Origin of the sequence: Mesorhizobium sp. M0016 (genome assembly GCF_040324035.1) — a bacterium.
Classification (GTDB): Bacteria; Pseudomonadota; Alphaproteobacteria; order Rhizobiales; family Rhizobiaceae; genus Mesorhizobium.
Window position 1 is genome coordinate 33,084 of the sequence record NZ_JAMYVM010000023.1, and the last position, 22,884, is coordinate 55,967.

Annotated in this window: 20 protein-coding genes; 9 read left to right on the forward strand and 11 right to left on the reverse strand. The window is 64.0% G+C overall.

Annotated elements, in window-relative coordinates:
• Positions 1 to 71 precede the first annotated feature (71 nt).
• Both lpdA and NKJ88_RS26265 read left to right on the forward strand, forming a co-directional pair.
• Positions 72 to 1,460, forward strand: coding sequence for a dihydrolipoyl dehydrogenase (gene lpdA, locus NKJ88_RS26260; protein ID WP_023710314.1), 1,389 nt, complete (start codon positions 72 to 74; stop codon positions 1,458 to 1,460).
• Positions 1,461 to 1,666: 206 nt separating this feature from the next.
• Complete coding sequence (locus NKJ88_RS26265) at positions 1,667 to 2,533, forward strand: glycosyltransferase (protein ID WP_023702534.1); 867 nt, start codon at positions 1,667 to 1,669, stop codon at positions 2,531 to 2,533.
• 161 nt (positions 2,534 to 2,694) lie between these two features.
• Here the strand turns inward: NKJ88_RS26265 and NKJ88_RS26270 are convergent, their stop codons facing one another.
• Positions 2,695 to 3,798, reverse strand: coding sequence for a saccharopine dehydrogenase family protein (locus tag NKJ88_RS26270; RefSeq protein ID WP_023710313.1), 1,104 nt, complete (start codon positions 3,796 to 3,798; stop codon positions 2,695 to 2,697).
• A gap of 150 nt (positions 3,799 to 3,948) precedes the next feature.
• On the opposite strand from NKJ88_RS26270, the gene NKJ88_RS26275 reads away from it, so the two are divergent.
• A complete protein-coding gene (locus tag NKJ88_RS26275; protein WP_023672167.1) occupies positions 3,949 to 4,377 on the forward strand; it encodes an Lrp/AsnC family transcriptional regulator in 429 nt (142 codons plus the stop codon).
• Between the two features lie 178 nt (positions 4,378 to 4,555).
• On the opposite strand, the gene NKJ88_RS26280 is transcribed toward NKJ88_RS26275, so the two are convergent.
• The 5 genes from NKJ88_RS26280 to NKJ88_RS26300 all read right to left on the reverse strand — a co-directional run bounded on the left by NKJ88_RS26280 (position 4,556) and on the right by NKJ88_RS26300 (position 10,891).
• On the reverse strand, positions 4,556 to 6,589 hold the full coding sequence (locus NKJ88_RS26280; RefSeq protein ID WP_023740153.1) for an aldo/keto reductase: 2,034 nt from the start codon (positions 6,587 to 6,589) through the stop codon (positions 4,556 to 4,558).
• 27 nt (positions 6,590 to 6,616) lie between these two features.
• Positions 6,617 to 7,696: an ABC transporter ATP-binding protein gene (locus tag NKJ88_RS26285; protein WP_023726711.1), complete on the reverse strand. Its 1,080-nt coding sequence runs from the start codon at positions 7,694 to 7,696 to the stop codon at positions 6,617 to 6,619.
• A 12-nt stretch (positions 7,697 to 7,708) separates the two neighbouring features.
• A complete protein-coding gene (locus NKJ88_RS26290) occupies positions 7,709 to 8,545 on the reverse strand; it encodes a carbohydrate ABC transporter permease (RefSeq protein ID WP_023672164.1) in 837 nt (278 codons plus the stop codon).
• A 13-nt stretch (positions 8,546 to 8,558) separates the two neighbouring features.
• Positions 8,559 to 9,419, reverse strand: coding sequence for a carbohydrate ABC transporter permease (locus NKJ88_RS26295; RefSeq protein ID WP_023672163.1), 861 nt, complete (start codon positions 9,417 to 9,419; stop codon positions 8,559 to 8,561).
• A gap of 203 nt (positions 9,420 to 9,622) precedes the next feature.
• Complete coding sequence (locus NKJ88_RS26300) at positions 9,623 to 10,891, reverse strand: ABC transporter substrate-binding protein (protein WP_023685055.1); 1,269 nt, start codon at positions 10,889 to 10,891, stop codon at positions 9,623 to 9,625.
• A gap of 106 nt (positions 10,892 to 10,997) precedes the next feature.
• On the opposite strand from NKJ88_RS26300, the gene NKJ88_RS26305 reads away from it, so the two are divergent.
• Entirely contained in the window at positions 10,998 to 11,867 is an 870-nt protein-coding gene (locus tag NKJ88_RS26305; RefSeq protein ID WP_023831916.1) for a helix-turn-helix domain-containing protein, read from the forward strand.
• A gap of 192 nt (positions 11,868 to 12,059) precedes the next feature.
• On the opposite strand, the gene NKJ88_RS26310 is transcribed toward NKJ88_RS26305, so the two are convergent.
• Both NKJ88_RS26310 and NKJ88_RS26315 read right to left on the reverse strand, forming a co-directional pair.
• A complete protein-coding gene (locus NKJ88_RS26310) occupies positions 12,060 to 13,448 on the reverse strand; it encodes a HAMP domain-containing sensor histidine kinase (protein WP_023816117.1) in 1,389 nt (462 codons plus the stop codon).
• Positions 13,449 to 13,504: 56 nt separating this feature from the next.
• Positions 13,505 to 14,176 carry a winged helix-turn-helix domain-containing protein gene (locus NKJ88_RS26315; protein WP_023742038.1) on the reverse strand — a complete coding sequence of 224 codons (672 nt, stop codon included), beginning with the start codon at positions 14,174 to 14,176 and terminating at the stop codon, positions 13,505 to 13,507.
• 224 nt (positions 14,177 to 14,400) lie between these two features.
• Here NKJ88_RS26315 and NKJ88_RS26320 point away from each other — a divergent pair, with 224 nt between their 5' ends.
• Positions 14,401 to 15,402 carry a LacI family DNA-binding transcriptional regulator gene (locus NKJ88_RS26320; protein WP_352446137.1) on the forward strand — a complete coding sequence of 334 codons (1,002 nt, stop codon included), beginning with the start codon at positions 14,401 to 14,403 and terminating at the stop codon, positions 15,400 to 15,402.
• A gap of 6 nt (positions 15,403 to 15,408) precedes the next feature.
• On the opposite strand, the gene ocd is transcribed toward NKJ88_RS26320, so the two are convergent.
• Both ocd and rocF read right to left on the reverse strand, forming a co-directional pair.
• Positions 15,409 to 16,470, reverse strand: coding sequence for an ornithine cyclodeaminase (gene ocd / locus NKJ88_RS26325; protein ID WP_023692901.1), 1,062 nt, complete (start codon positions 16,468 to 16,470; stop codon positions 15,409 to 15,411).
• Positions 16,467 to 17,402, reverse strand: coding sequence for an arginase (gene rocF / locus NKJ88_RS26330; RefSeq protein WP_352446138.1), 936 nt, complete (start codon positions 17,400 to 17,402; stop codon positions 16,467 to 16,469). Before rocF ends, ocd begins: the two co-directional genes overlap by 4 nt.
• A gap of 146 nt (positions 17,403 to 17,548) precedes the next feature.
• Here rocF and NKJ88_RS26335 point away from each other — a divergent pair, with 146 nt between their 5' ends.
• The 4 genes from NKJ88_RS26335 to NKJ88_RS26350 all read left to right on the forward strand — a co-directional run bounded on the left by NKJ88_RS26335 (position 17,549) and on the right by NKJ88_RS26350 (position 22,185).
• Positions 17,549 to 17,989 carry an Lrp/AsnC family transcriptional regulator gene (locus tag NKJ88_RS26335; protein WP_023745917.1) on the forward strand — a complete coding sequence of 147 codons (441 nt, stop codon included), beginning with the start codon at positions 17,549 to 17,551 and terminating at the stop codon, positions 17,987 to 17,989.
• Positions 17,990 to 18,579: 590 nt separating this feature from the next.
• Positions 18,580 to 19,794 (forward strand): glycosyltransferase family protein, encoded by a 1,215-nt coding sequence (locus tag NKJ88_RS26340; RefSeq protein WP_031209749.1) that lies wholly within the window; start codon positions 18,580 to 18,582, stop codon positions 19,792 to 19,794.
• A 1-nt stretch (position 19,795) separates the two neighbouring features.
• Entirely contained in the window at positions 19,796 to 21,040 is a 1,245-nt protein-coding gene (locus tag NKJ88_RS26345) for a glycosyltransferase (RefSeq protein WP_027050454.1), read from the forward strand.
• On the forward strand, positions 21,037 to 22,185 hold the full coding sequence (locus NKJ88_RS26350; RefSeq protein WP_023672148.1) for a glycosyltransferase family protein: 1,149 nt from the start codon (positions 21,037 to 21,039) through the stop codon (positions 22,183 to 22,185). Before NKJ88_RS26345 ends, NKJ88_RS26350 begins: the two co-directional genes overlap by 4 nt.
• Here NKJ88_RS26350 and NKJ88_RS26355 read toward each other — a convergent pair.
• The gene (locus NKJ88_RS26355; RefSeq protein WP_084558991.1) at positions 22,163 to 22,834 is read right to left on the reverse strand and encodes a class I SAM-dependent methyltransferase; all 672 of its coding nucleotides are present in this window, start codon (positions 22,832 to 22,834) and stop codon (positions 22,163 to 22,165) included. The genes NKJ88_RS26350 and NKJ88_RS26355 overlap by 23 nt on opposite strands.
• Positions 22,835 to 22,884: the final 50 nt, after the last annotated feature.

Consider the following 22,884-nt stretch of genomic DNA (forward strand, 5'->3'; position numbering starts at 1 on the left):
GATGTCCGGCAGGACAGAGGGGGGCGCGAAGGATCGCGACGGAACATTCCCTCGCATCAAAGGGTCACGCCATGAAAGAAATCTCCTGCAAGCTGCTGGTCATCGGCGCCGGGCCCGGCGGCTACGTCTGCGCTATCCGTGCCGGCCAGCTCGGCATCGATACGGTGATCGTTGAAGCCGGCAAACCGGGCGGCACCTGTCTCAATGTCGGCTGCATCCCGTCCAAGGCGATGATCCATGCGGCGGAAGAGTTCGAGAAGGTCGCGCATATGGCCGGCGGCAGCAGTCCGCTCGGCATCTCGGTAGCAGCGCCCGTGCTCGATCTCGGCAAGACGGTTGCGTGGAAGGACGGCATTGTTAGCCGGCTGACCGGGGGCGTTGCCGGGCTACTGAAGAAGGCCAAGGTCAAGACCGTCTATGGCTGGGCGACGTTCCGCGACGGCAAGACCGTCGCGGTCGAGACCGAGACCGGCACCCAGATCATCCGCGCCGAAACGGTTGTGATCGCCACCGGCTCGGCGACGGTGGAACTGCCGTTCCTGCCGTTCGGCGGCCCGGTGATTTCATCCACAGAAGCGCTGGCTCTCGGCGAGGTGCCGAAAAAGCTCGCCGTGGTCGGCGGCGGCTATATCGGGCTGGAACTCGGCATGGCGTTCGCCAAAATGGGCGCCGCGGTGACCGTGGTCGAGGCGCTGCCGCGCGTGCTGGCGCAGTATGATGCGGAACTGACCCGGCCGGTGGTGAAACGGCTGGCCCAGATCGGCGTCGAGGTGATGCTTGGCGCCAAGGCCAAGGGGGTCAAGGGCGACGCGCTGCTGGTCGAGACCGCGGACGGCAAGAGCACCAAAATCGCGGCAGACAAGATCCTGGTCACGGTCGGCCGCAAGCCGGTGACGGAGGGCTGGGGCCTCGATCAGATCGATCTCGACGTGGCCGGCAAGTTCATCAAGATCGACGACCAGTGCCGCAGCTCGATGCGCGGCATCTATGCCATTGGCGACGTCACCGGCGAGCCGATGCTGGCGCACCGGGCGATGGCGCAAGGCGAAATGGTGGCCGAGATCGTCGCCGGCCACAAGCGCAGCTGGGACAAGCGCTCGATCCCGGCCGTCTGCTTCACCGATCCGGAGCTGGTGACGGCAGGGCTAACGCCGGAGGAGGCGAAGGCTTCAGGCGAAATCAAGATCGGCCAGTTCCCCTTCGCCGCCAACGGCCGGGCGATGACGAAACTCGGCGAGGACGGGTTTGTTCGTGTTGTCGCCCGCGCGGACAACCATCTGGTGCTGGGCATCCAGGCGGTCGGGCAAGGCGTGTCGGAACTGGCGGCGGCGTTCGGCCTGGCGCTGGAAATGGGCGCGCGGCTGGAGGATATCGCCGGGACCATCCATGCGCATCCGACGCAAGGCGAAGGCTTCCAGGAAGCGGCGCTGAAGGCGCTGGGCCACGCGCTGCATATTTGAAGTGCGCTTACCCTCCCCCTTGTGGGGAGGGTCGATCCGCGTAGCGGAGCGGGGTGGGGGTCCTCGCCGACCGTCAGCGCTCACCCCCACCCCGTCTCGCCATCTCCGCTTCGCTCCGACCGCGAGCCGACCCTCCCCACAAGGGGGAGGGTGGCCGCCCAGCCGTTGGTTGTCGCAGATCAGCGGAATGTACTAAGTGTCGGTCCATGGACACCGGCCTGAAGAAATACATCGCCATACGCTACAACATCGCCGCTGGCTTCAAGCCAAGCCAGTGGGACGGAAAGGGCCGCGCCAATCTCGACCCGGTCTGGCTGGTCGAGCGCCTGGCGTTGTTCGACACCTATTGCGCGTCGTCGCTCGAAGGCCAGTCGCTGAAGGATTTTACCGTCCTTGTGGCGTTCGATGCCGATACGCACGAGAACTATATTCGCACCGTGTGCAGCTGCGTGGCCGGTGTCGACGTCAGGCCGATCCTTGTCGAGGCCGGCGACGATTACAACAATCGCTTCAATGCTTTCGTCCACGACGACAGCGATGCCGAGTATGTCTCGCTAACGCGGCTCGACAGCGACGACGCGCTGGCGCCGACCTTCATGGAGCGCGTCGACCACTACGCGCGCCGGGAGATCGAAAAGCGTGTGGTGGACCTGCAGCCGCTCTACATTGCCTTTCCGGACGGCCAGAATTTCGAGACGGCAAGCGGACGCTACACGCACCACGACTATGTCACGTCGGCGTTCGGCACGCTGGTCGAAAGGAGATCGCCGGCGATGAGCGGCGTCTACAGCGAGCACCACGCAAAAATGGCGACGCGCTTCAACACCGTCGTGGCGGCATCGAAGGGCGCGCAATGGTGCATCGTCATCCATGACAACAACGCCGCCAACGTGTTGAGGGGGAAGCCGGTCTCGGGGCCCTCCTTCACGGTGGGCCGACCGGGTGTCGAACCCAAGGTGCCAGCGCGAAGGCAAAGCGCGCCACGACAGGCGACGCAGCCCCGCATGGCGCCGCGGACCGCGGGCAACTTCATCCGGTTTCTGCTCGGACGACCGATGGCTCTGCGGAAGTAGCGGGCGCTTTACCCTCCCCCTTGTGGGGAGGGTCGATCGCGGAGCGGAGCAGGGTGGGGGTCCTCGCCAACCGTCGGCGCTCACCCCCCACCCCGTCTCGCCATCTCCGCTTCGCTCCGATTGCGCGCCGACCCTCCCCACAAGGGGGAGGGTGAAGTAGCTCAGCTCGCCAGCCGGCTCACCATCTCGTGCTGCGCATAAGCGCGCCCAAAACGATTGGCGAGAAACGCATCCAGCGCGATGTCTTCCTGCTTGACGAAACCGGTCGCCGGCAAGGTGCCGTCGGCCAGCATGTCGAGCACGGCGCAGATGCCTGAGGCAGTGGTGATCTGGATTGCGCTGCGCACCTGGCTGCCAATGCGCTGCGAATAGATCTTGTTGGCGTAGGTTTCCTGCAGCAGGCGGCCATTGCGGCGGCCCGAGACGGTGACGAAGACGATGACCACGTCCTGCAGCGTTGCCGGCAGGGCGCTCTCGAAAATGTCCTTCAGCACGTCGCGGCGGTGGCGCAGGCCGAGATCGTTGAGCAGCGCCTTCATGATCGCCGCGTGGCCGGAATAGCGGATGGTGCGGTAGTTCAGCGTGCGCACCTTGCCCTTCAGCGTCTCGGCCAGCGTGCCGAGACCGCCGGAGGTGTTGAAGGCCTCATAGGTGACGCCGTCGAGCGAGAACTCTTCGCGCTCCTCCAGCGGCGGCACCTCGATCAGCTCGCCCTCGACGATCGCCTCGCAGGGTTCGCAATATTCGTTGATGACGCCGTCGGTGCTCCAGGTCAGATTGTAGTTCAGCGCATTGGACGGGTATTGCGGCAGCGCGCCGACGCGCATGCGAACGCTTTCCAGCGTGTCGAAGCGGCTGGCGAGATCATTGGCGACGATCGAGATGAAGCCCGGCGCCAGGCCGCATTGCGGAATGAAGGCGCTGTTGCCCGACTTGGCCAGCTCCTTGACGCGGCGGGTCGAGACGACATCCTCGGTCAAATCGAGATAGTGCACGCCGGTGGCGGCGGCCGCTTCGGCGATGCGCGTGGTCAAATGGAAGGGGGCGGCGCTCAGCACGGCGAAGGCGCCGGCAAGGGCGGCCTCGAGTGCGCCCGGCGCTGCGATATCGAGCTCCAGCCCCTCGACGCCGGCGGGAAGTTCGGCCGCGGCAAACTGCGCCGCCGCGCGGTCGACAACGGTGACGTGGTAGTCGCCGCTGTCGGCGAGCATGCCTGCAATGGTGGAGCCGATCTTGCCGGCGCCGACGACGATGATTTTCTTCATGACCTTGCCCCTCGTGAAAACTCTTTGGCCCAGACCGCCGCGCGGTGGACGCGATGCCTTCAAGAATCGCAGCTTGCCTGTCGAAAGGAAGCGTGGGATCGTTTGAAATGAACCCTGCACTTGAACGATACGCCGACGAGGTTCGTCGAAATGCTCAGTGACGCCGAACAAAAACTGCTTTCCCTGCTGCGCGCCAATGCCCGCGCGTCGACCACTGAGCTGGCGCGCCAGCTCGGCGTTTCGCGCACGACAGTGCAGAGCCGGATCGAGCGGCTGGAACAGCGCGGCATCATCACCGGCTATGGCGTGCGGATGGCGCCGGACTACGAGCAGGGGCTTGTGCGGGCGCATGTGCTGCTCACCGTCACGCCCAAGCTCGCCGACAAGGTGGTGCGGGCGCTGCAGGCGCTGCCGCCGGTACGGACGCTGCACTCGGTGAGCGGCAATTTCGACATGATCGTCATCGTCGACGCGCCGTCGATCAGGGATCTGGATGCGTTGCTGGACGAGATCGGGGCGATGGACGGGGTCGAGCGGACGTCGTCGTCGATTATTTTGTCGACACGGATCGATCGGTAGGTGGAACGCATGAGCTGCTAATCTCCCCCCTTGCGGGGGAGATGGCCGGCAGGCCAGAGGGGGTCGTTCGACTGGGCTCGGCCTACCTGCCGCTGCAGAAGGAGGTTAGCGCTCCACGCGAGGCGACCCCCTCTGTCGCCTTCGGCGACATCTCCCCCTCAAGGGGGGAGATTAGCTGCTAAGCCCGCCGCCTTTCCGGCCCGCTATCCAGCCACGCCACATCCTCCGCCGACAGCTTGATATCCAGCGCCTTCAAACTGTCCTCCAACTCGTCCAGCGTGCGCGGGCCGATCAACGGCACCGACGGAAAGGGCTGCGCCAGCACATAGGCGAGCGCGATGTGGATCGGACTTTTGCCCAGGCGCTGCGCCAGCTCGATGGCGCGGTCGCGGCGGCCAAAGTTCTTCTCGGAATACCAGACCCGCACCAGCTCCTCATTGTCCTGCTTGTCGCGGCCGGCGCGGTCGGTGAAGAAGCCGCGGCCCTGGCTCGACCAGGCGAAGTTGGGCATCTGCCTTTTCGTCAGCCAGGATTTCCAGTCGTCGGTCGACGAGGTGATGCAGCCGGCCCAGATCGGCTCCAGCATCTCGGCCAGCGAGAAATTGTTGGAGAGCACGCCGGGCTTCTGCTTGCCGGTGCGCTCGGCATAGGCAATCGCCTCGTCCATGCGCGCCATCGTCCAGTTCGAGCCGCCGAACGGGCCACGGATGCGGCCGGCCTTGGCCTCGGCGTCCATGGCGTCAACGAACTCGCCGACCGGCACATCCGGGTTGTCGCGGTGCATGAAATAGAGGTCGACATGGTCGGTCTGCAGCCGGTCCAACGACTGGGCGAGCTGCTTGCCGATGACATCGGGATAGCAGAGCGGCGAGTGGGCGCCCTTGGCGATGATCACCGACTGCTCGCGCACGCCGCGATTCCTGAGCCACTGGCCAAGCAGCGTTTCGGTGTAGCCGCCGCCGTAGACGTAGCCGGTGTCGAACAGATTGCCGCCGGCCTCGAAGAAGGCGTCGAGCAGGATTGCGCCCGACGAGAAGGTGCGGAAATCCTCGAAGCCGAGCGCCACCACGGAGGCCGGCTTCGACAGGCCCGGAATCTTGCGCTTGCCGATGGCGGTGCCGCCGGTGCGCAGCGGCCGGCCCGAAAGGGTGTTGGTTCGCTTAGCCGGCTTTTCGATTTCATATTCGAGCCCTACGGCAGCGCGCCATTTGTCGAGCACACGCAGCGTGCCGAGACTGTCGGCCCAGCTCATGCCCGGCCAGGCGAACTCCTGTTTGCCGGCCAGGATCGCCTCGCCGGCGGCGTCGACCTCGAAGGAATAGAGATGGCGGGTTTCGTTGACGCTGATGGTCTCGCGCGTGTCGTCGGCGAGAATTACATCGATCCGGCCAGGGCCGCCATCGCGGTTGCCGCCGCCGGCGAACCAGAAATCCGGCACCTCGATGCGGCCCTTGGTGCCGAGGATGCGCAGGACATTGTCCTGTTTGAGCGAGATGCTGCAGGATACCTCGGCGACGATGCCACCGGGAAAATGCAGCAGCGCCGAGGCCCATTCGTCGACGCCGGACTTGCCGAGATGGGCGGTGCCGACAACCTTGTCCGGCTCGGCAAAGGGTTTTCCAGTCGCAGCCCCGGCAATCAGCCGCACCATCGAGACGGGATAGCCGCCAACATCGAGGATGCCGCCGCCGGCGAGATCGTTGGCGTAGAGCCGGTGCTCGGGCATGAAGCCCGGCATGGCGAAGCCGAAGCTCGACTTCATCAGCCTGACATCGCCGATGACGCCCGACTTGATGAGTTCCACCAGCTTCGCCGTCTGCGGGTGCAGCCGGTACATGAACGCTTCGCCGAGGAAGGTGCCGGCCTTGCGCGCAGCATGGATCATGGCGTCGGCCTCGAAGGCGGTCAGCGCCAGCGGCTTTTCGCACAGCACATGCTTGCCGGCTTCCGCCGCCTTGATTGCCCATTCGGCATGGCCGGGATGCGGGATGGCGATATAGACGGCATCGACCTCGGGGTCGGCGAGCAGCGCGTCGTAACCGTCGAGGATGCGGGCGCCGGGAAACGTCTCGGCCAAGCCTGCCTTGCCGGGATTGCGGGCGCCGAGCGCCACGATCGTGCCGGTGCGCGAGCCTGCCACGCCGCGGGCGAACGCTTTGGCGATGTCGCCGGGCCCAAGTATCCCCCAGCGGATGGGCGCGGTTGCAGTCATGATCATTCTCCTTGCATAGCTGGAAGGTCAGCGCAGCCGCTGGCCGTTTTCATCGAACAGATAGGATTTGCGGATGGACACGGTGATCTCCTGGGTGTCGGGGACCTTTGCCGCGTCGCGCTGGATCACCAGGTCTTCGCCATGGGCGGTCCTGGCATAGATGAAGCTGGTGCCGCCGAGATGCTCGACCACGTCGATGCCGACAGTGAGGTCGGCGTCGCCTTCGCCGCCATTGCCGAAATGTTCGGGCCGCACGCCGACAATGACCTTGGCTCCTGTTTGCGGCACGGCGCCGGTCAATGGTTGCATAATGCGGGTCTTTTCCTCGCCCACCAGCTCGACGGTGACGCTGCTCGTGTTGCGCCCGACGACGCGGCCCTTGATGAAATTCATCTTCGGCGAGCCGACAAAGCCGGCGACGAACTGGTTGTCGGGATTGTCGTAGAGATCGAGCGGCCGGCCGATCTGCTCGACATGGCCACCGCGCAGCACCACGATCCGGTCGGCCAGCGTCATCGCTTCGGTCTGGTCGTGGGTGACATAGATCATCGTCGTGCCGAGCTCCTTGTGCAGGCGCGAGATCTCGACCCGCATCTGGACGCGCAGCTCGGCGTCGAGATTGCTCAACGGCTCGTCGAACAGGAAGACTTGCGGTTCGCGCACGATGGCGCGGCCGATGGCAACGCGCTGGCGCTGGCCGCCGGACAATTGCCTCGGCCGCCGCGCCATCAACTCTGTGATGCGCAGGATTTCGGAGGCCCGCTTCACCCGCCGCTCGGTGTCCTCCTTGGGGTTGCCGGTCATCCTGAGGCCAAAGCTCAGATTCTGCTCCACGCTCATGTGCGGGTAGAGCGCGTAGGACTGGAACACCATGGCGATGCCGCGCTCGGCCGGCTCGACATCGTTCATCACCTTGCCGCCAATGGCGATCTCGCCGCCGCTGATATCCTCCAGCCCGGCGATCATCCTGAGCAGCGTCGATTTTCCACAACCCGACGGGCCGACAAAGACGACGAACTCGCCATCGGCGATATCGATGTTGGCGCCATGGATGATCTCATAGACGCCGAAGCGTTTTACGACATTGGTGAGGGTGACTGCCGCCATATTCTGTTGTCCCTACTTGACGGCGCCGGCGGCGATGCCGGCGATGAAATGGCGCTGCAGCAGCACGAAGACGACCAGCATCGGTACGGTCAGCATGACGGCGCCGGCCATGATGCCGCCCCATGAGACCTTGGTCAGGCCGATCAGCGTGCCGAGCGCCACAGGGGCCGTCATCGCGCCGGGCTGGCTGTTGATCAAAAGCGGCCAGAGATAATTGTTCCACGAGGCGAGGAACAGGATGATGGCGAGCGCCGCCAGCATCGGCCGCGCCAGCGGCAAAGCGACGAACAGGAAGATACGCCATTCCTTGACGCCCTCGACACGTGCCGCGTCGAAAAGGTCGGCCGGCATCATCGAGAAAGCCTGGCGCATGAACAGCACGCCCAGCGAATTGAACAAGGGTGGCACGATCAGCGCAATCCAGGTGTTGGCGAGCTGGAAGTCGCGCGCCACCATGATGAATTGCGGGATCAGCACCACCGCATAGGGCAGCGTGATGGTGCCGAGGATGATCGCCACCACCGCGCCCTTGCCGAAGAACTGATAGCGGGCGAGCGCCCAGCCGGCCATCGAGGTCAGCAGCACCGAGAAGAAGGTGTAGGTCACCGCCACCGCCACCGAAATGCCGATAGCGCCGACGAAATTGGTGTCGCGCTGCAGGTTGTTGAAATTGTCGACGAAATTGCCGTGCGGCAGAAGCTCGATGCCGGGGCTGAAAATGCCGTTGTCGGGCATGGTCGAAAACACCACCATCATCCACAGCGGAAACAGCCAGATCACCGCCAGCGGTGTCAGGACCAGATGCAGCAGGACGCTGCGGCCGAGCCGGCGTTGCGACAGCGAACTCATTTCGGCTCCCCTCTCATTTCGGCTCTCGTGTCAGCCACAGCTGCACCAGCGTGATGGCGATTGCCAGCCCCGCCATGGTGTAGGCGACGGCCGAGGCGTAGCCGAAATTGAGCGAGCGAAAACCCTGGCGGTAGAGCAGCAGGCCAAGCGTCTCGGTGCCGCCGCCGGGGCCGCCGCGCTCCGTGATCAGGAACGGCTCGGTGAACAGCTGCATCGTGCCGATGATCGACAGCACGGCGCAAAACACGATGACCGGCTTGAGCAGCGGCAGCGTTATGTAGAAGAACTGCTTGAGCTTGCTGACGCGGTCGAGCGTCGCTGCTTCATAGACGTCCTCGGGGATCGACTGCAGGCCGGCGAGCAGGATGATGGCGTTGTAGCCGGCCCAGCGCCAGGTTACCGCGATCATGATCAGCGCCATGGCCGGTGTGACGTTGGAGAACCAGTCGATCTTGGCCAGGCCGACGCCGGCGAGGAGCTTGTTGATGATGCCGAAATCCAGGTTGAACATCAGCCGGAACACGGCGGAATAGGCGACCTCGCCGACCACCACCGGAGCGAAGAAGGCAAAGCGGTAGAGGCCACGTGCTTTCAGCAGCGGCGAGTTCAGCAGCACCGCCATGATGATCGCCAGCGAGATCATCACCGGCACCTGGATGACGAGGATGAGCAGCGTGTTCTTCAGCGCGTTGAAGAAAGCGGGGTCGCCGATCAGGCGGCCCCAGTTGAACGTCGGCGCAAAGCGCCAGGGCACCGTGCGCGTCGCCTGGAAGGAAATCATGAACGAGGAGATGATCGGCCACACCCAGAAGATGGCAAAGATCAGAAGGTAGGGCGTAAGGAAGCGATAGGCCGTGGCGTTCTGGTAGCGCATGGTTTCCTCCTCCTTCCTCTTTCCCGGTTGATATCCGGCGTGTTGTTAGCCGGCGGACGCCGCCGGCAATTGGCGAACTGTTGGGCGAGAGCGTCCCTTTCCCCGCCACTATACGGGGAGAGGATGCCGGCAGGCAGGTGAGGGGCAGCGCCAACAGTCCGGCAAATTGCCCTATATCTGGCCCGCCAGCATCACCGCCTTGGTCACTTGATCGGCAGTCCCGTCGCCGAAGCGATCTGGCTGGCGGCGTCGTCGAGGGCGGCCTTGGCATCGGGATAGCCGCCGCCGAGATATTTGGTCTGCACGGCGCGCATGATGATTTCGGCGTCGCTCTGGAACGGCGTGCCGCGGCTCGGCACCACCTTGGGCAGCGTGGCGAGAATGTCCTTCCACACTGCCTGGCCGCCCCAATAGGGCAGGCCCTGCGAGACGTAGGGGTCGTCGAGGGCCGAGATCAGTGACGGCACCAGGCCGAAATCCCTGAGCATGGTGATCTGGCCTTCATTGGTCTCGAGCGTGTATTTCAGATAGGCGTAGGCGGCCTCCTTGTTCTTCGAGGCTGAGGTGATGGCGAGCGACGAGCCTCCGAGATTGGCGGCGCGCGGGCCGTCGGCGGTCAGGCTCGGCATCAGATAGACACCCCATTTGCCGTTTTCGCCGGCGGATTCGGTGCGGATGGTGCCCTCATACCAGCCGCCATAGACCTGGGTGGCGACGGTGCCGGCGGTGTTGTTGGTGATCTTGGTGCCCCAGTCGGCCGACGAGATGATGCCGGCGTCCTTCATGTCCTTGATCTTGGCCAGCGTGTCGACGCATTTCGGCTGGTTGACGGTGATCGACTGCCCATCGGCGGCGAAATAGCCGCAGCCCTGTTCGTTGGAAATCATGCGGAAAAATTCGGTGTCGCCGTTGAAATCGGCATTGGTCATGGTGACGCCGGGATTGGCGGCCTGGACCTTCTTGCCGGCGGCGATGAAATCGTCCCAGGTCTTGATCGAGGCCGGATCGACGCCGGCCTTCTCGTAGAAGTCGCGGCGGTAGAAGGCGGCTACCGGGCCGGAATCCCACGGCATGGCATAGGCCTTGTCGCCGACCTCCAGTTCGGTGCGCTTGAAGTCCGGGAATTTCTTCTGGTCGTCGGCGGTGTAGCCCAGCGTGTGCAAATCGACGAAGCAATCGGGGAACTGGCTCCAGTAATTCTCGGCCTCGCCGTTTTCGATCGAGACGATATCGGGCAGGCCGACGCCGCCGGCCGCGCAGCCGGCGATCGACTTGTCATAGGTCGGCTGGTTGCCGAGATCCTGAACGGTGACCTTGACGTCGGGATGCTGCTTGTTGAAGCCGGCCACCGTCGCCTTCAGCGACGAAGCGGCGATATTCCAGCTCCAGATCGTGATTTCGCCGGACTGCGCCAAAGCCGGGGTTGAGCCCAGGCCAAGCGCCAGCGCGGCACAGATCAGTGTCGTGCGCATTGAAATCCTCCCATTTCATTTGCTCTCTCTTCGCGAGCATGGCTAGACTAGGCGGCGCGGAAGGCTTGTCCCTGACAACGGGAATAAAAGATGGGCGGAAAGTAAGATGCCGGAACGGCCGTTTTACCAGCCTGGCGCCAGCAGCGTCGAAGGCCTGCCGATGGCTTTGCAGATGTTTCACAACCATCCGCTGGTGATGCTGAAGCCGCATTGGCATGCCCAGGTCGAGGTCAATTTCATCGTCCGCGGCAGCGTGCATTACCGCATGAACGAGCACGAGATCGCGCTCACGGCGGGCGACATGTGCCTGTTCTGGGGCGGGCTGCCGCACCAGATGGACGATCTCTCCGACGACGCCATCTATGCCGGCGCGCATCTGCCGCTGGTGCATTTCTTCCGCCTGCATCTGCCGACGGATGTCCGCCACAGGCTGATGACCGGCGCCACGCTGGTGACATCGGCGACCGACCAGGCCGACCATCACAATTTCGAGCGCTGGAACCGCTATTTCCGCTCGGGCGATGCGGCGATAACCGAGCACGCCGTGAACGAGCTGCTGCTGCGGTTGGAGCGGGTGCGCTTCGAGCCCTACCGGCTGGTGCCGGAAACCGCCATCGGCCAGGAACCCGGCGGCCCGTTCGACCAGCAATCGCTGCGCAATGTCGGTCGCATGTGCGACTTCATCGCCGAGAATTTCCTCTACGACATAGACTGCGTCGACATCGCGGCGGCGGCCGACATCCATCCCAAATACGCCATGAGCATTTTCAAGAAATCGACCGGCATGACGCTCAACGAATATATGAATCTGCTGCGGCTGAGCTACGCGCAGGCGCTGCTGATGCATGAAGACGCCAATGTGCTGCGCGTCGCCATGGATTCAGGCTTCGGCTCGCTCAGCGCCTTCAACAAATCCTTCCGCAAGCTGGCAGGGATGTCGCCCTCGGATTTTCGCCGGGGTGCGGTGGGCCGATAGGTTCAACGGTCATCTTGATCAACCCGCAGCCGTTCCGGGTGGAAACATGTGCAAGGCTAATCGCGACCGCCTTTGTCGGATGCGATCATCAACTTGGAGAAAGTTGTCAGCGACTTGGCGTTTCATGAGCGCCTTCCCCCACTCCGTCGCTGCTTCGCTCGACGGAGTGGGGTCGACCTGGCTCTGGCGTTGTCATTTCAAGCCGGGACCGGTGCCCTCCGCCCGAGGAAACCCGACAATTACCGCCAGCCCAGGCCGGCGATCCTCCAGCGCAATCGTTGCACCATGCAGGTCGGCGATTGCCCGCACCAGGCTGAGGCCAAGGCCGCTGCCGGGCGTGGTGCGGCTGGAGTCGAGCCGGTAGAGCCGCTGGAACACTTTTTCGCGCTCCTGCGCCGGGATGCCGGGGCCATTGTCGGCGACCTCAGCCAGAATGCGGTCGCCTTGCCGCCGCACCGATAGAAGGATTGCCGTGCCATCGGGGCAATGCCGCAGCGCGTTCTCAACCAGATTGGCAAACAATTGCGTCAGCAGGTCGCGGTCGCCGTGGACCAGGCATGGCGTGCCGTGGACGATCGTGGCCGACAGCGACTTGCCGTCATCCTCGGCGACACCGGCGTAGATTTCGGCAATGGCATCGATGACGCCGGTGAGGTCGAGATCGACAAAGCGCGCCTTGCGGGCGCCGGCCTCGATCTGGGCAATACGCAACAGCGCATCGAAAGTATCGTTGATCTGCAGGCTTTCCCCACGTGCCTCCGCCAGCTCATCGGCAACGGCCTCACCCCGCGCGGTCCTGTCGGCCGCAGCTTCCAAAATCATCTGCAGCCGGTTGAGCGGCGTCTTCAGATCATGCGCGATGTCGGCGCTGACCTGGCGCATGCCGTCCACCAGCGCCGCCAGCCGCTCCAGCGCGGCGTTGACCTGGCGCGAGACGCCGTCAATGTCGTCGCCATTGCCGAGCAGTGGAATGCGGGCGTCGAGCCGGCCGTTGGAGACATCGTCCATGGTGGTGGCAATGCCGTCGAGGCGACGCTGCACACGCGACGCCAGCAAGGCGCCGCCAGCCACCGCCAGCCCTGAAATGATCAGGGTGGCCCAGCCGAAGTTCATCAAAACGATGCGTTCCAGCTCCTCGGTTTCGGAAAGCGAAAAGGCAATTGTCAGGCTGTTGGGCCCGACCGAACCGGTCCAGGCGCGGTACATAGTGTCCGGCGCAACGCCTGGCAGGGAAGCGGCAAAATCGGAAAAGCCATCCGGAAGGTCGGCGGCGGTGAAATTCCCGGCCAGGCGATTGCCGGCGGGATCGGTGAGCGAGAACAGCTGTTCCTTGCTCGGGCTGAGCGCGGCGTGGCTGTCGACTGCCGAAACCAGATCCTCCCGGTCGTTTCCGGCATAGGTCACCGCCACGACCGAATAGGTCTCCTTGACCGACTGGTCGAGCTGCTCGGCAAGATCCGCGCTCATCAGCTGGTAGACGATGGCGCCTGACAGGATGAAGGCGAGCACGAACAGCAAGGCGAAGGTCAGGGCCAGCCGAAACGGCGTGCTGCGCAGCAGGCGAGAGCCTGTCTCAGTCATAGTGCGTTTCAGTCATTGCAAGCTTCAGTCATGGCAAGTTTCTGTCATGCCGCGCCTCAGTCGTGAACACTGTAGCCAGTGCTGCGCACGGTGTGGATCAACGCGGTTTCGAACGGCCTGTCGATCTTGGCGCGCAGCCGGCTGATATGGGTTTCGACGACGCTGGTCTTGGGGTCGAAGTGAAAATCCCAGACCCGTTCCAGAAGCATGGTGCGGGTGATGACGCGGCCCTCGCCGCGCATCAGCACTTCGAGCAGGCTGAATTCGCGCGGCTGCAGGTCGATCGCCTGGCCCTGCCTGGTGACGCGGCGCTGGATCAGGTCCATTTCGAGGTCGGCGATGCGCAGCGTCGTCTTCAGCTCCTGCACCGCAGGGCGACGGCCGAGCGCGTTGATGCGGGCGAGCAGTTCGGAAAAGGCGAATGGCTTGACGAGATAGTCGTCGCCGCCGGCCTCGAGCCCTTCAACCCTGTCGTCGACGCCGCCGACCGAGGTCAGAAAGATCGCCGGCGTACGCACGCCCGCTGCCCGCACCGCCTTGATCATCGACAGGCCGTCGAGGCCGGGCAGCATGCGGTCGACGACGATCACGTCATAGGCGTCGCGTGTCGCGGCAAACAGCGCGTCGCGGCCATCGCGCCTGAGGTCGCAGATATGGCCTGCCTCGCCAAGGCCCTTGACGACATAGTCGGCGGTGCGTGGGTCGTCCTCGACAAGGAGAAGTCGCATCGTTGTTCCGATCGTTGGCGATTGAGCAGTTCCCGGCTCTCGAACCTTATCCGGTTGCGACAACAGGTCGACCACCAAGCACCCAGCCTTGCGGCTTTTTCTTGGCGGCAGATCGCTCCGCTCAGCAGGTTGCTCAAAGGGACATTGACACTCGAAAGCTGCGCTCTAGCGTGCGACACATCCGGTTACGCAATCATTAGGCTAATCGAGTCAGGGGACAAGAAATGACGACGATTGCCGATGTCGCGCGCCATGCCGGAGTGTCGGTCGCAACCGTCTCGCATGTGATGAACCGCACGCGCCATGTCGAGCCTGAGACGGCCGAGCGCGTGCATTCGGCCATCGCCGCCTTGCGCTACAGCCCGAACACGCTGGCGCGCAGCCTGAGGCGCGGCGAGACCAAGACCATCGGCCTGCTGCTGCCGGACAATTCCAACCCGTTCTTCGCCGGCGTGGCGCGCCAGATCGAGGATGCCGGCTTCCTTGCCGGCTATACTGTGATCCTGTGCAACTCCGACGGCAGCGCCGAGAAGGAGGAGCGCTACCTCCAGGTGCTGATGGCCAAGCAGATCGACGGGCTGATCTTTGCCGGCTCGTCCGATCATGCGCGGGTGTTCTCCAGCCTTCTGCCCGGCGTCCCGGCGGTGCTGATCGACCGCGAGATCCATTCGGTCAATGTCGATTCCGTGCTGGTCGATCACGATTATGGCGGCTATCTCGCCGGCTGCTATCTGGCCGGGCTCGGTCACGAGAAGATCGGCGTCATCGGCGGCCCGCGCGATTCCAGCTCCAGCCCCGCCCGCCTGCGCGGCTTCGCCAGGGCGCTGCAGGAAGCCGGCCTCGACCTGCAGCCGGCCTCGGTGGTGGATTCCGACTACCACTTCGCCGGCGGCCGCATGGCGATGGAGCGGCTGATGGCGCAGGCGCCGGGGATCACGGCGCTGTTTGCCTGTAACGATCTGATGGCCATGGGCGCGCTGACAGTGCTGCGCGGGCGCGGATTGCGGGTCCCCGGCGACATGTCGATGATCGGCTTCGACGACATACCCTATGCCGTCACCACCTGGCCGCCACTGACGACGATCGCACAGCCGGTCGAGAAGATCGGCACGCGGGCGGTCAGCCTGCTGCTCGAGCGGGTTGCCGAGCCGGCGGCGCATTCGCGCCGCGAAGTGCTCACCCCGGTGCTCGTCGAACGGGAGAGCTGCGCGCCGTTGCGCGGCTGAAGCCCCTCAGGCGGCTGCCGGCTGCAGCGCTGCCCTGAGCAGCATGCCGAAGAGGTCGCGCGGCTCGTCGGGATCGGCGAGCAGGTCGAGCTCCTCGTAGAGGCCGGTGGCCTGAAGCTGGTCTCTGATATAGCGCAGTGCGGAAAAATCCTCGGTGGCGAAGCCGACGGAATCGAACAAGGTGATCTGTTCCGCCGTCTTGCGGCCTTCCGCCTTGCCGGTCATCACCTGCCACAACTCGGTCACCGGATGGTCGGCGTGGAGCTGCTGGATTTCGCCCTCGATGCGCGTCTGCGGCGAGAACTCGACGAAGATGTCGGAGCGCAAAAGGATGTCGCGGTGCAGTTCCGTCTTGCCGGGGCAGTCGCCGCCGACCGCGTTGATGTGCACGCCGGAACCGACCATGTTGTCGGTCAGAATGGTGGCGGACAGCTTGTCGGCGGTCACCGTGGTGATGATGTCGACGCCTTCCACAGCATCCTGGCCGGTGGCGCAGATGGTGATGTCAAAGCCTTTGCCGGCGAGGTTGCGGGCGCATTTCTCGGAAGCCGAGCGGTCGATGTCGTAGAGCCGCAGGCGGTCGATGCCGAGCAGCGCTTTGAAGGCGACAGCCTGGAATTCGGACTGGGCGCCATTGCCGATGATGGCCATCGAGCGCGCGCCTTTCGGCGCCAGATATTTGGCCGCGACAGCGGAGGTCGCCGCGGTGCGCAGCGCCGTCAGGATCGTCATTTCGGTGAGCAGCATCGGATAGCCGGAGCCGACATCGGCGAGCACGCCGAAGGCGGTGACGGTCTGGCGCCCCTCGCGCATGTTCTTGGGATGGCCGTTGACATATTTGAAGCCGTATAGCCGGCCGTCGCTGGTCGGCATCAGTTCGATGACGCCGTCATGGCTGTGCGAGGCGATGCGCGGCGTCTTGTCGAACAGCTCCCAGCGGCGAAAATCCTCCTCGATATAGGCGGCGAGTTCGGTGAGGAACCGCTCGACGCCGATGGTCAGCACCAGCTTCATCATGCGGTCGACGCTGACGAAGGGGACGATGGCAAGGCGGGAAGGCTGGGTCATGCAATGCTTCCGGAATGGCTGCGGGTCGGGCGGTCCATGATGCGCCGGCCCATCAGGCTGGCGGCGAGGTCGACAATCAGCGTGGCGGTGCGGCCGCGCTCGTCGAGGAACGGGTTGAGCTCGACCAGATCAAGGCTGGAGACCAGGCCGCTGTCGGACAGCATCTCCATCACCAGATGCGCCTCGCGAAAAGTGGCGCCGCCGGGCACGGTGGTGCCGACGGCCGGCGCGATGGAGGGGTCGAGGAAGTCGACGTCGAGGCTGACATGCAGCAGGCCGTTTGCCTTTTCGACGATGGCCAGGAAGGCGCGCAGCAAAGGTGCGACGCCGTGCTCGTCAATGGTGCGCATGTCGTGCACGGTAACCCCCGCTTCGCTCAGCGCCCGGCGCTCCGCCGGATCGACGCTGCGCAGGCCCATGACGCAGATGTGGGCAGGGTCGACGGCGACAGGCAGGTCCGGGAAATAACCGTTGAAGCCCGGCCGGCCGCTGGCATAGGCGAGCGGCACGCCGTGCAGATTGCCGCTGACGGTGGTATCGAGCGTGTGGAAATCGGGATGTGCGTCGAGCCACAGCACGAAGAGCGGCCGGCCGCGTTCGGCGGCGCGGCGGGCTATGCCCGACACCGTGCCGGCCGATATCGCGTGGTCGCCGCCAAGGAAGATCGGCATGGCGTCCCGCGAAGCCGCATAGGCGGTCTCGGCAATTGCCGCCGTCCAGGCGGAAATCTCCGGCAGGGCCTTCAGCGCGAGATTGCCATGGACGATTGCGCGCACGGCGGCCGGTTGCACCGCGCCCCAGTCCTCGACCTGATGGCCGAGTTCCGACAGCACCGAGACAAGCCCGGCCGTGCGCAGCGCACTCGGCCCCATCTCGCATCCCATCCTGCCGGCGCCGTCTTGCACCGGCGCGCCAACGATCCTGCAGCGCATGGTTCTTGTTGTCCTTGCAAATTGATTGGGCAATTGATGCGTGGAATGAACCATCCCGGCCCGGCAGTCTGAACAGGCGAAATTGGCATTTCGAGAAGAATGATTTATCATTCCGATAAGTCGCTTTGGTCAAAGTGGATAGAATCATGGACTTGCTCGACGAAAGGCTGGTCACGCTGCTCAGGCATGATGCCCGGCGCAGCATCTCCGATCTCGCGGTCGATCTCGGGGTGTCGCGCGCCACGGTCAGGGCGCGCATGGAGCGGCTGGAAAAGTCGGGCGAGATCATCGGCTACACGGTGGTGCTGCGCGCCGACGCCGTCGACCAGCGGATACGCGGCGTGATGATGATCGAGATCGAAGGCCATGCCGCCGACCGCGTGGTCCGGGCGCTCGGCGGTCTCGCCGAGGTTTCGACCATTCACACCACCAATGGCCGCTGGGACCTGGTGGTCGAACTCGGCACGGCATCGCTCACCGATTTCGACGCGGTGCTTAGGCGGATACGGCTCATCCCGGGGATAACCGGCAGCGAGACAAGTCTGCTGCTGGCAACGCCGAGGACGACAAGGGCAAGGTTGGCGTAGCCGTCCTTCCGGCCGGCGTGTTCACGCAAAGCTTTGTGACGGATCTGGCGAATGGGTCGCCTGGCTGACGAATCTCATTGGGGCCGCAGCTATCCTCCACATGACGGAGGAAGCCGGCATGACGCGAGATTGCACCAGCTTCAACGGTGCAAGGACCGGACGCTTGCCACAGGCCAAGGCTGATGGCAGGATAAAAGGCCGCAACGTGCGGCCTCTGGCGGCCGTTGTGTTTCGATGGATTATGAAGCATTTTCCCAAGGTGCGGGTTCTCCTCACAATGTGCGGCAGCCTCGTTTCGCCTTGGTCGCCCTTGATTTTTCGCAATGTGCGCTTTGCCTGCCTCAGGCCGCAGGGCATTTAATTCCACGGGGTCAAGCCTCATGACAGAGATTTGTGCTCGGGCCGTCTATCGTCGGCGAAGACAAGGCATGGCGCCACAATCAGCGCCCCTGGCATTCGTGACCTGGTGAAGAATGCCGTTGCGTACCTCTCGCCCCCATGTTTCAAAACAGGTCGATAGACCCGCGAGAATGGTTTCGAAGCCTGCGGGGTTGCCCACGGTCCGGCGAGAATTCTAAAAGACGTTCACAATGACACAGCACGCAAAAGACGCACGAATTCTCATGTACAGCCACGACACGTTCGGGCTCGGCCATTTGCAGCGTTGCCGAACGATCGCGCATTCGCTGGTCGGGGATTTCCGCGGACTTCAGGTGCTAATCATTTCGGGCGCCACCATCGCCGGCGCCTTCGACTACCGCGCCCGCGTCGACTTCGTGAAGATCCCCAGCGTCATCAAGCTGCGAAACGGCGAATACACCTCGCTGGAAAAGGACATCGATCTGCACGAGACGCTAAGGATGCGGCAGTCGATTATCCGCCACACGGCCGAGAGCTTCCGGCCGGATATCTTCATCGTCGACAAGGAACCGCTGGGGCTGCGCGGAGAGATCGAGGATACGCTGTCCTACCTCAAGACGCGGGGCACCACGCTCGTGCTTGGCCTGCGCGAGGTGATGGACGCGCCGCATTTGCTCGAAGCGGAGTGGGCACGCAGGGATGTGATGCGCAAGATTGGCCTGTTCTACGACAAGGTCTGGGTCTATGGCCCGCCGGATTTCTACGATCCGTTGACCGGCCTGGACGTGCCGCCGGCGGTCAGGGCAAAGATGAAGTTCGTCGGTTTCCTGCAACGGAGCCTGCAGCAGAACCAGTTGCCCGGCCACCGGCCCGAGGGCGACTATATCCTGGTTACCACCGGTGGCGGCGGTGACGGCGCCGACCTGATCCACAACGTCATCGAGGCCTATCAGCAGGATCCGCGATTGCAGCACAGGGCGCTGATCGTGCTTGGGCCCTACATGCCGGCGCGCAAGCGCAACAAGCTGGTCAGGAAAGGGGCCAAGATCCCCTACGTCAAGATCATCGAATTCGACAACCGCATGGAAGAGCTGATTGCCGGCGCCAAGGCGGTGGTGGCGATGGGCGGTTACAACACCTATTGCGAGATATTGTCTTTCGACAAGCCGGCGCTGATCGTGCCGCGCGTCACGCCGCGCGAGGAACAGCTGATCCGGGCACGGCGCGCAGCCGAACTCGGCCTCATCGAGATGCTTTTGCCTGAGGAGGCCGAGGATGCCCAGCGGTTCGCCGATGCGCTGCAGGTGTTGCCGGACCGGCCCCGCCCATCGCAGAGCAATGCGCATCTGACGCTGGAAGGGCTGCCTCACATTTCCGAAATCGTGGCGGAACTGCTCGACCGGCGGGCCGGCCATCACCTTTCGGTCATTGAAGGCATGAACTGAGTTGCAACACCGCAAGATCGTCGTGGTTCTGAAGGGCTATCCGCGGCTGTCGGAAACCTTCATCGCGCAGGAATTGCTCGGTCTCGAGCGTGCGGGGTTCGACCTGATACTTTTCGCGCTCAGGCGGCCGACCGACGCAAAACGTCATCCCGTGCATGACGAGATCAAGGCCCCCGTCCACTATCTACCGGAATATCTGCACAGAGAGCCGCTGCGCGTGGTTCGGTCGCTGTTTGCCTGTCTGCCGCGGCCTGGCTTCTGGCGCGCGCTCAAATCGCTGGCTGCCGATATCCGCCGCGACTTTACCCGCAATCGCGCGCGCCGCTTCGGGCAAGCGCTCGTGTTGGCCGCCGAATGGCCGCAAGACGCGGGCTGGCTGCATGCCCATTTCGCGCACACGCCGGCATCGGTGACGCGCTATGCCAGCCAGCTTCGTGGGTTGCCCTGGAGCTGCTCAGCCCATGCCAAGGACATCTGGACGTCGGCGGACTGGGATCTGGCCGGCAAGCTTTCCTCGGCGCGCTGGACGGTCACGTGCACGAAAACCGGCTTCGACCGTCTGAAAAAACTCGCCAACGGCAGTTCGTCCGTGCATCTGAGCTATCATGGGCTCGACCTTGACCGCTTCGGCAGTTTCGGCGAGGCGCGAAAACAGCGTGACGGCTCGGCGCCGGCCGAACCGGTCATGATCTTGAGTGTCGGACGCGCCGTTGAAAAGAAAGGCTATGATACGTTGCTGGAGGCTCTTGCCCTCTTGCCTGGCGATCTGGCGTGGTGTTTCGAGCATATCGGTGGCGGCGAGGAACTGAAACGGCTGAAGGCGCTGGCGCAAAGGCTCGGGCTGGAGGGGCGCGTCTCCTGGAAAGGCGCGCTGGCGCAGGAGGAGGTGCTTGAGCACTACCGCAGCGCCGACATCTTCGCTTTGGCCTGCAGGATCACCGCGGATGGCGACCGGGACGGCCTGCCGAATGTTCTGGTGGAGGCGGCCAGCCAGCGGCTTGCCTGCGTGTCGACCGATATATCCGGCGTGCCGGAGCTTTTATCGTCGGATGAAACCGGGCTGCTGATTCCCTCGGAAAACCCGACTGCCCTGGCACAGGCGCTGGAGCGCCTGATCCGCGATCCCGTCCTGCGCGTCCGCCTCGGCGACGCCGCGGAGCGGCGCGTGCGAAGCAATTTCGATCATGTGGCAGGCATTGGACAGCTCAAGGAACTGTTCGAGCGGGAGTGGCGGGCCGCCGAATGAAGCGGCTGCGCGCTTTCTTCTATGTTCAGCACCTGCTCGGCATCGGCCATCTCGCGCGCGCCAGCCGCATTGCGGCGGCTCTGGTCGATGACGGGTTCGACGTCACCGTCGTGACCGGCGGAGCGCCGATCGCGGGATTTCCGGGATCGGGTGTAAAATCCGTGACCCTGCCGCCTGTCACCTCCGGTGACGAAGGATTTTCCGGACTTGTCGACCTGCAGGGCAAAGCCGTCGACGATGATTTCAAGACGCGGCGCTCAGAGATGCTGCTGCAGGCTTTCCGGGATTACAGGCCCGACATCGTCATTATCGAGGCGTTTCCCTTTGGACGCCGGCAGATGCGTTTCGAACTCTTGCCACTGATCGAGGCCATCGAAGCGACATCGCCCAGACCGCTGCTGGCGGCGTCCGTCCGCGACATCCTTCAGGAGCGCGTGAAGCCGAGCCGAAACGAAGAAACGGTCGATATCGTCAACAGGCATTTCGATCTTGTCATGGTCCATGGCGATCCGGCTTTCGCAACCATCGACAAGACATTTCCGCTGGCTGGGGCGATCAGGGCCGAGGTCGCCTACACCGGGCTCGTTGCCGCGCCGCCGACGCAAGCGGCCTCAGAGCGCTTCGACGTTCTGGTGTCGGTTGGCGGCGGGGCGGCCGGAAAGAGCCTTGTCAGATCCACCGTCGCGGCGGCGCGAAATGCCGATAACGCCTGGACATGGTGTTTGATCACCGGCCCAAACCTGCCGAAGGACGAGTTTGACGCGATTTCACGCGATGCCTCCCCACGCCTGTCCATCTTCCGGTTCCGCGAGGATTTCGCCAGCCTGTTGACCGGCGCCCGCCTGTCGGTCTCGCAGGCCGGTTACAACACGGTCTGCGATGTCCTGCGCGCGGGGTGTCGCTCGCTGCTCGTTCCATTTGCAGCCGGCGGGGAAACCGAGCAGACGCGTCGCGCCCTGTTACTCGAAGAGCTCGGTCTTGCAACGGTGCTGACGGAACAGGACCTGACGCCTGAAGGTCTGGCGCATGCGACCGAGCAGGCGCTTGCGGGACCGCCGCCAGCCGCGCATCGCCTCGATCTGGAAGGGGCGCGGCGCTCGGCGCAAATCCTGCGCGAGCGCTTCAAACAGTTCCAATCAGCATGAAGCGTGTATAATTTTTTGTCGGCAATTCGCCGGAGAACCTGATCTGCCGCAGCGCCGCCATTGCTTCGAAGGCTGCAAGTGACGCCACGCAGTTGATGTGCGTCGGCTCGCTGAAATAGTCGTTCGACTGCAGCAGCACGTTCGTGCCCCGCGGAAGCAGGGCAAGCCAGGCGCTGAGGTCGGCTATGTGTTCGCAGCTCGTATTGACCACCAAGTCGGGCCCGCCGGCGGCATAGTCGAGTGCGTACATATCTGCCGTCAGCGCTTGAAACCGGTCGCCGGCTTGCCGGTTGAGTGTCCGGGCGACCGCGCCGACTTCGGGATCAATGTCGATGCTGTCGATCGCCGCGATGTCGAAGCGGGCGTCGTTGAAAAGCATCGCCGGCAATACGCCGTACCATCCACCCAGAACCCATATGCGCTCGAACCGACCGCCGCAGCTTTCGAAAAGCCTGTCGAGCGCCCACATCTTGCAGGCGACCTGCTTGTGGTTGAAGGCGTTCGCGATATTGGCCTGCGGATGCTTGGCGATGACGCGCGCCAGCCCGGCCACGAGAGGGTGGTCGACATAGGCGGCAATTCCCCGCGTGAGGTCCAGGGCTTGCTCATGCCCATCCATGCCGGCATTGCGTGGTTGCGTGACATCCATCATATTCGTCTTCTATGTTGGGATTTCGGGCGACACAACGCAATCTTGCC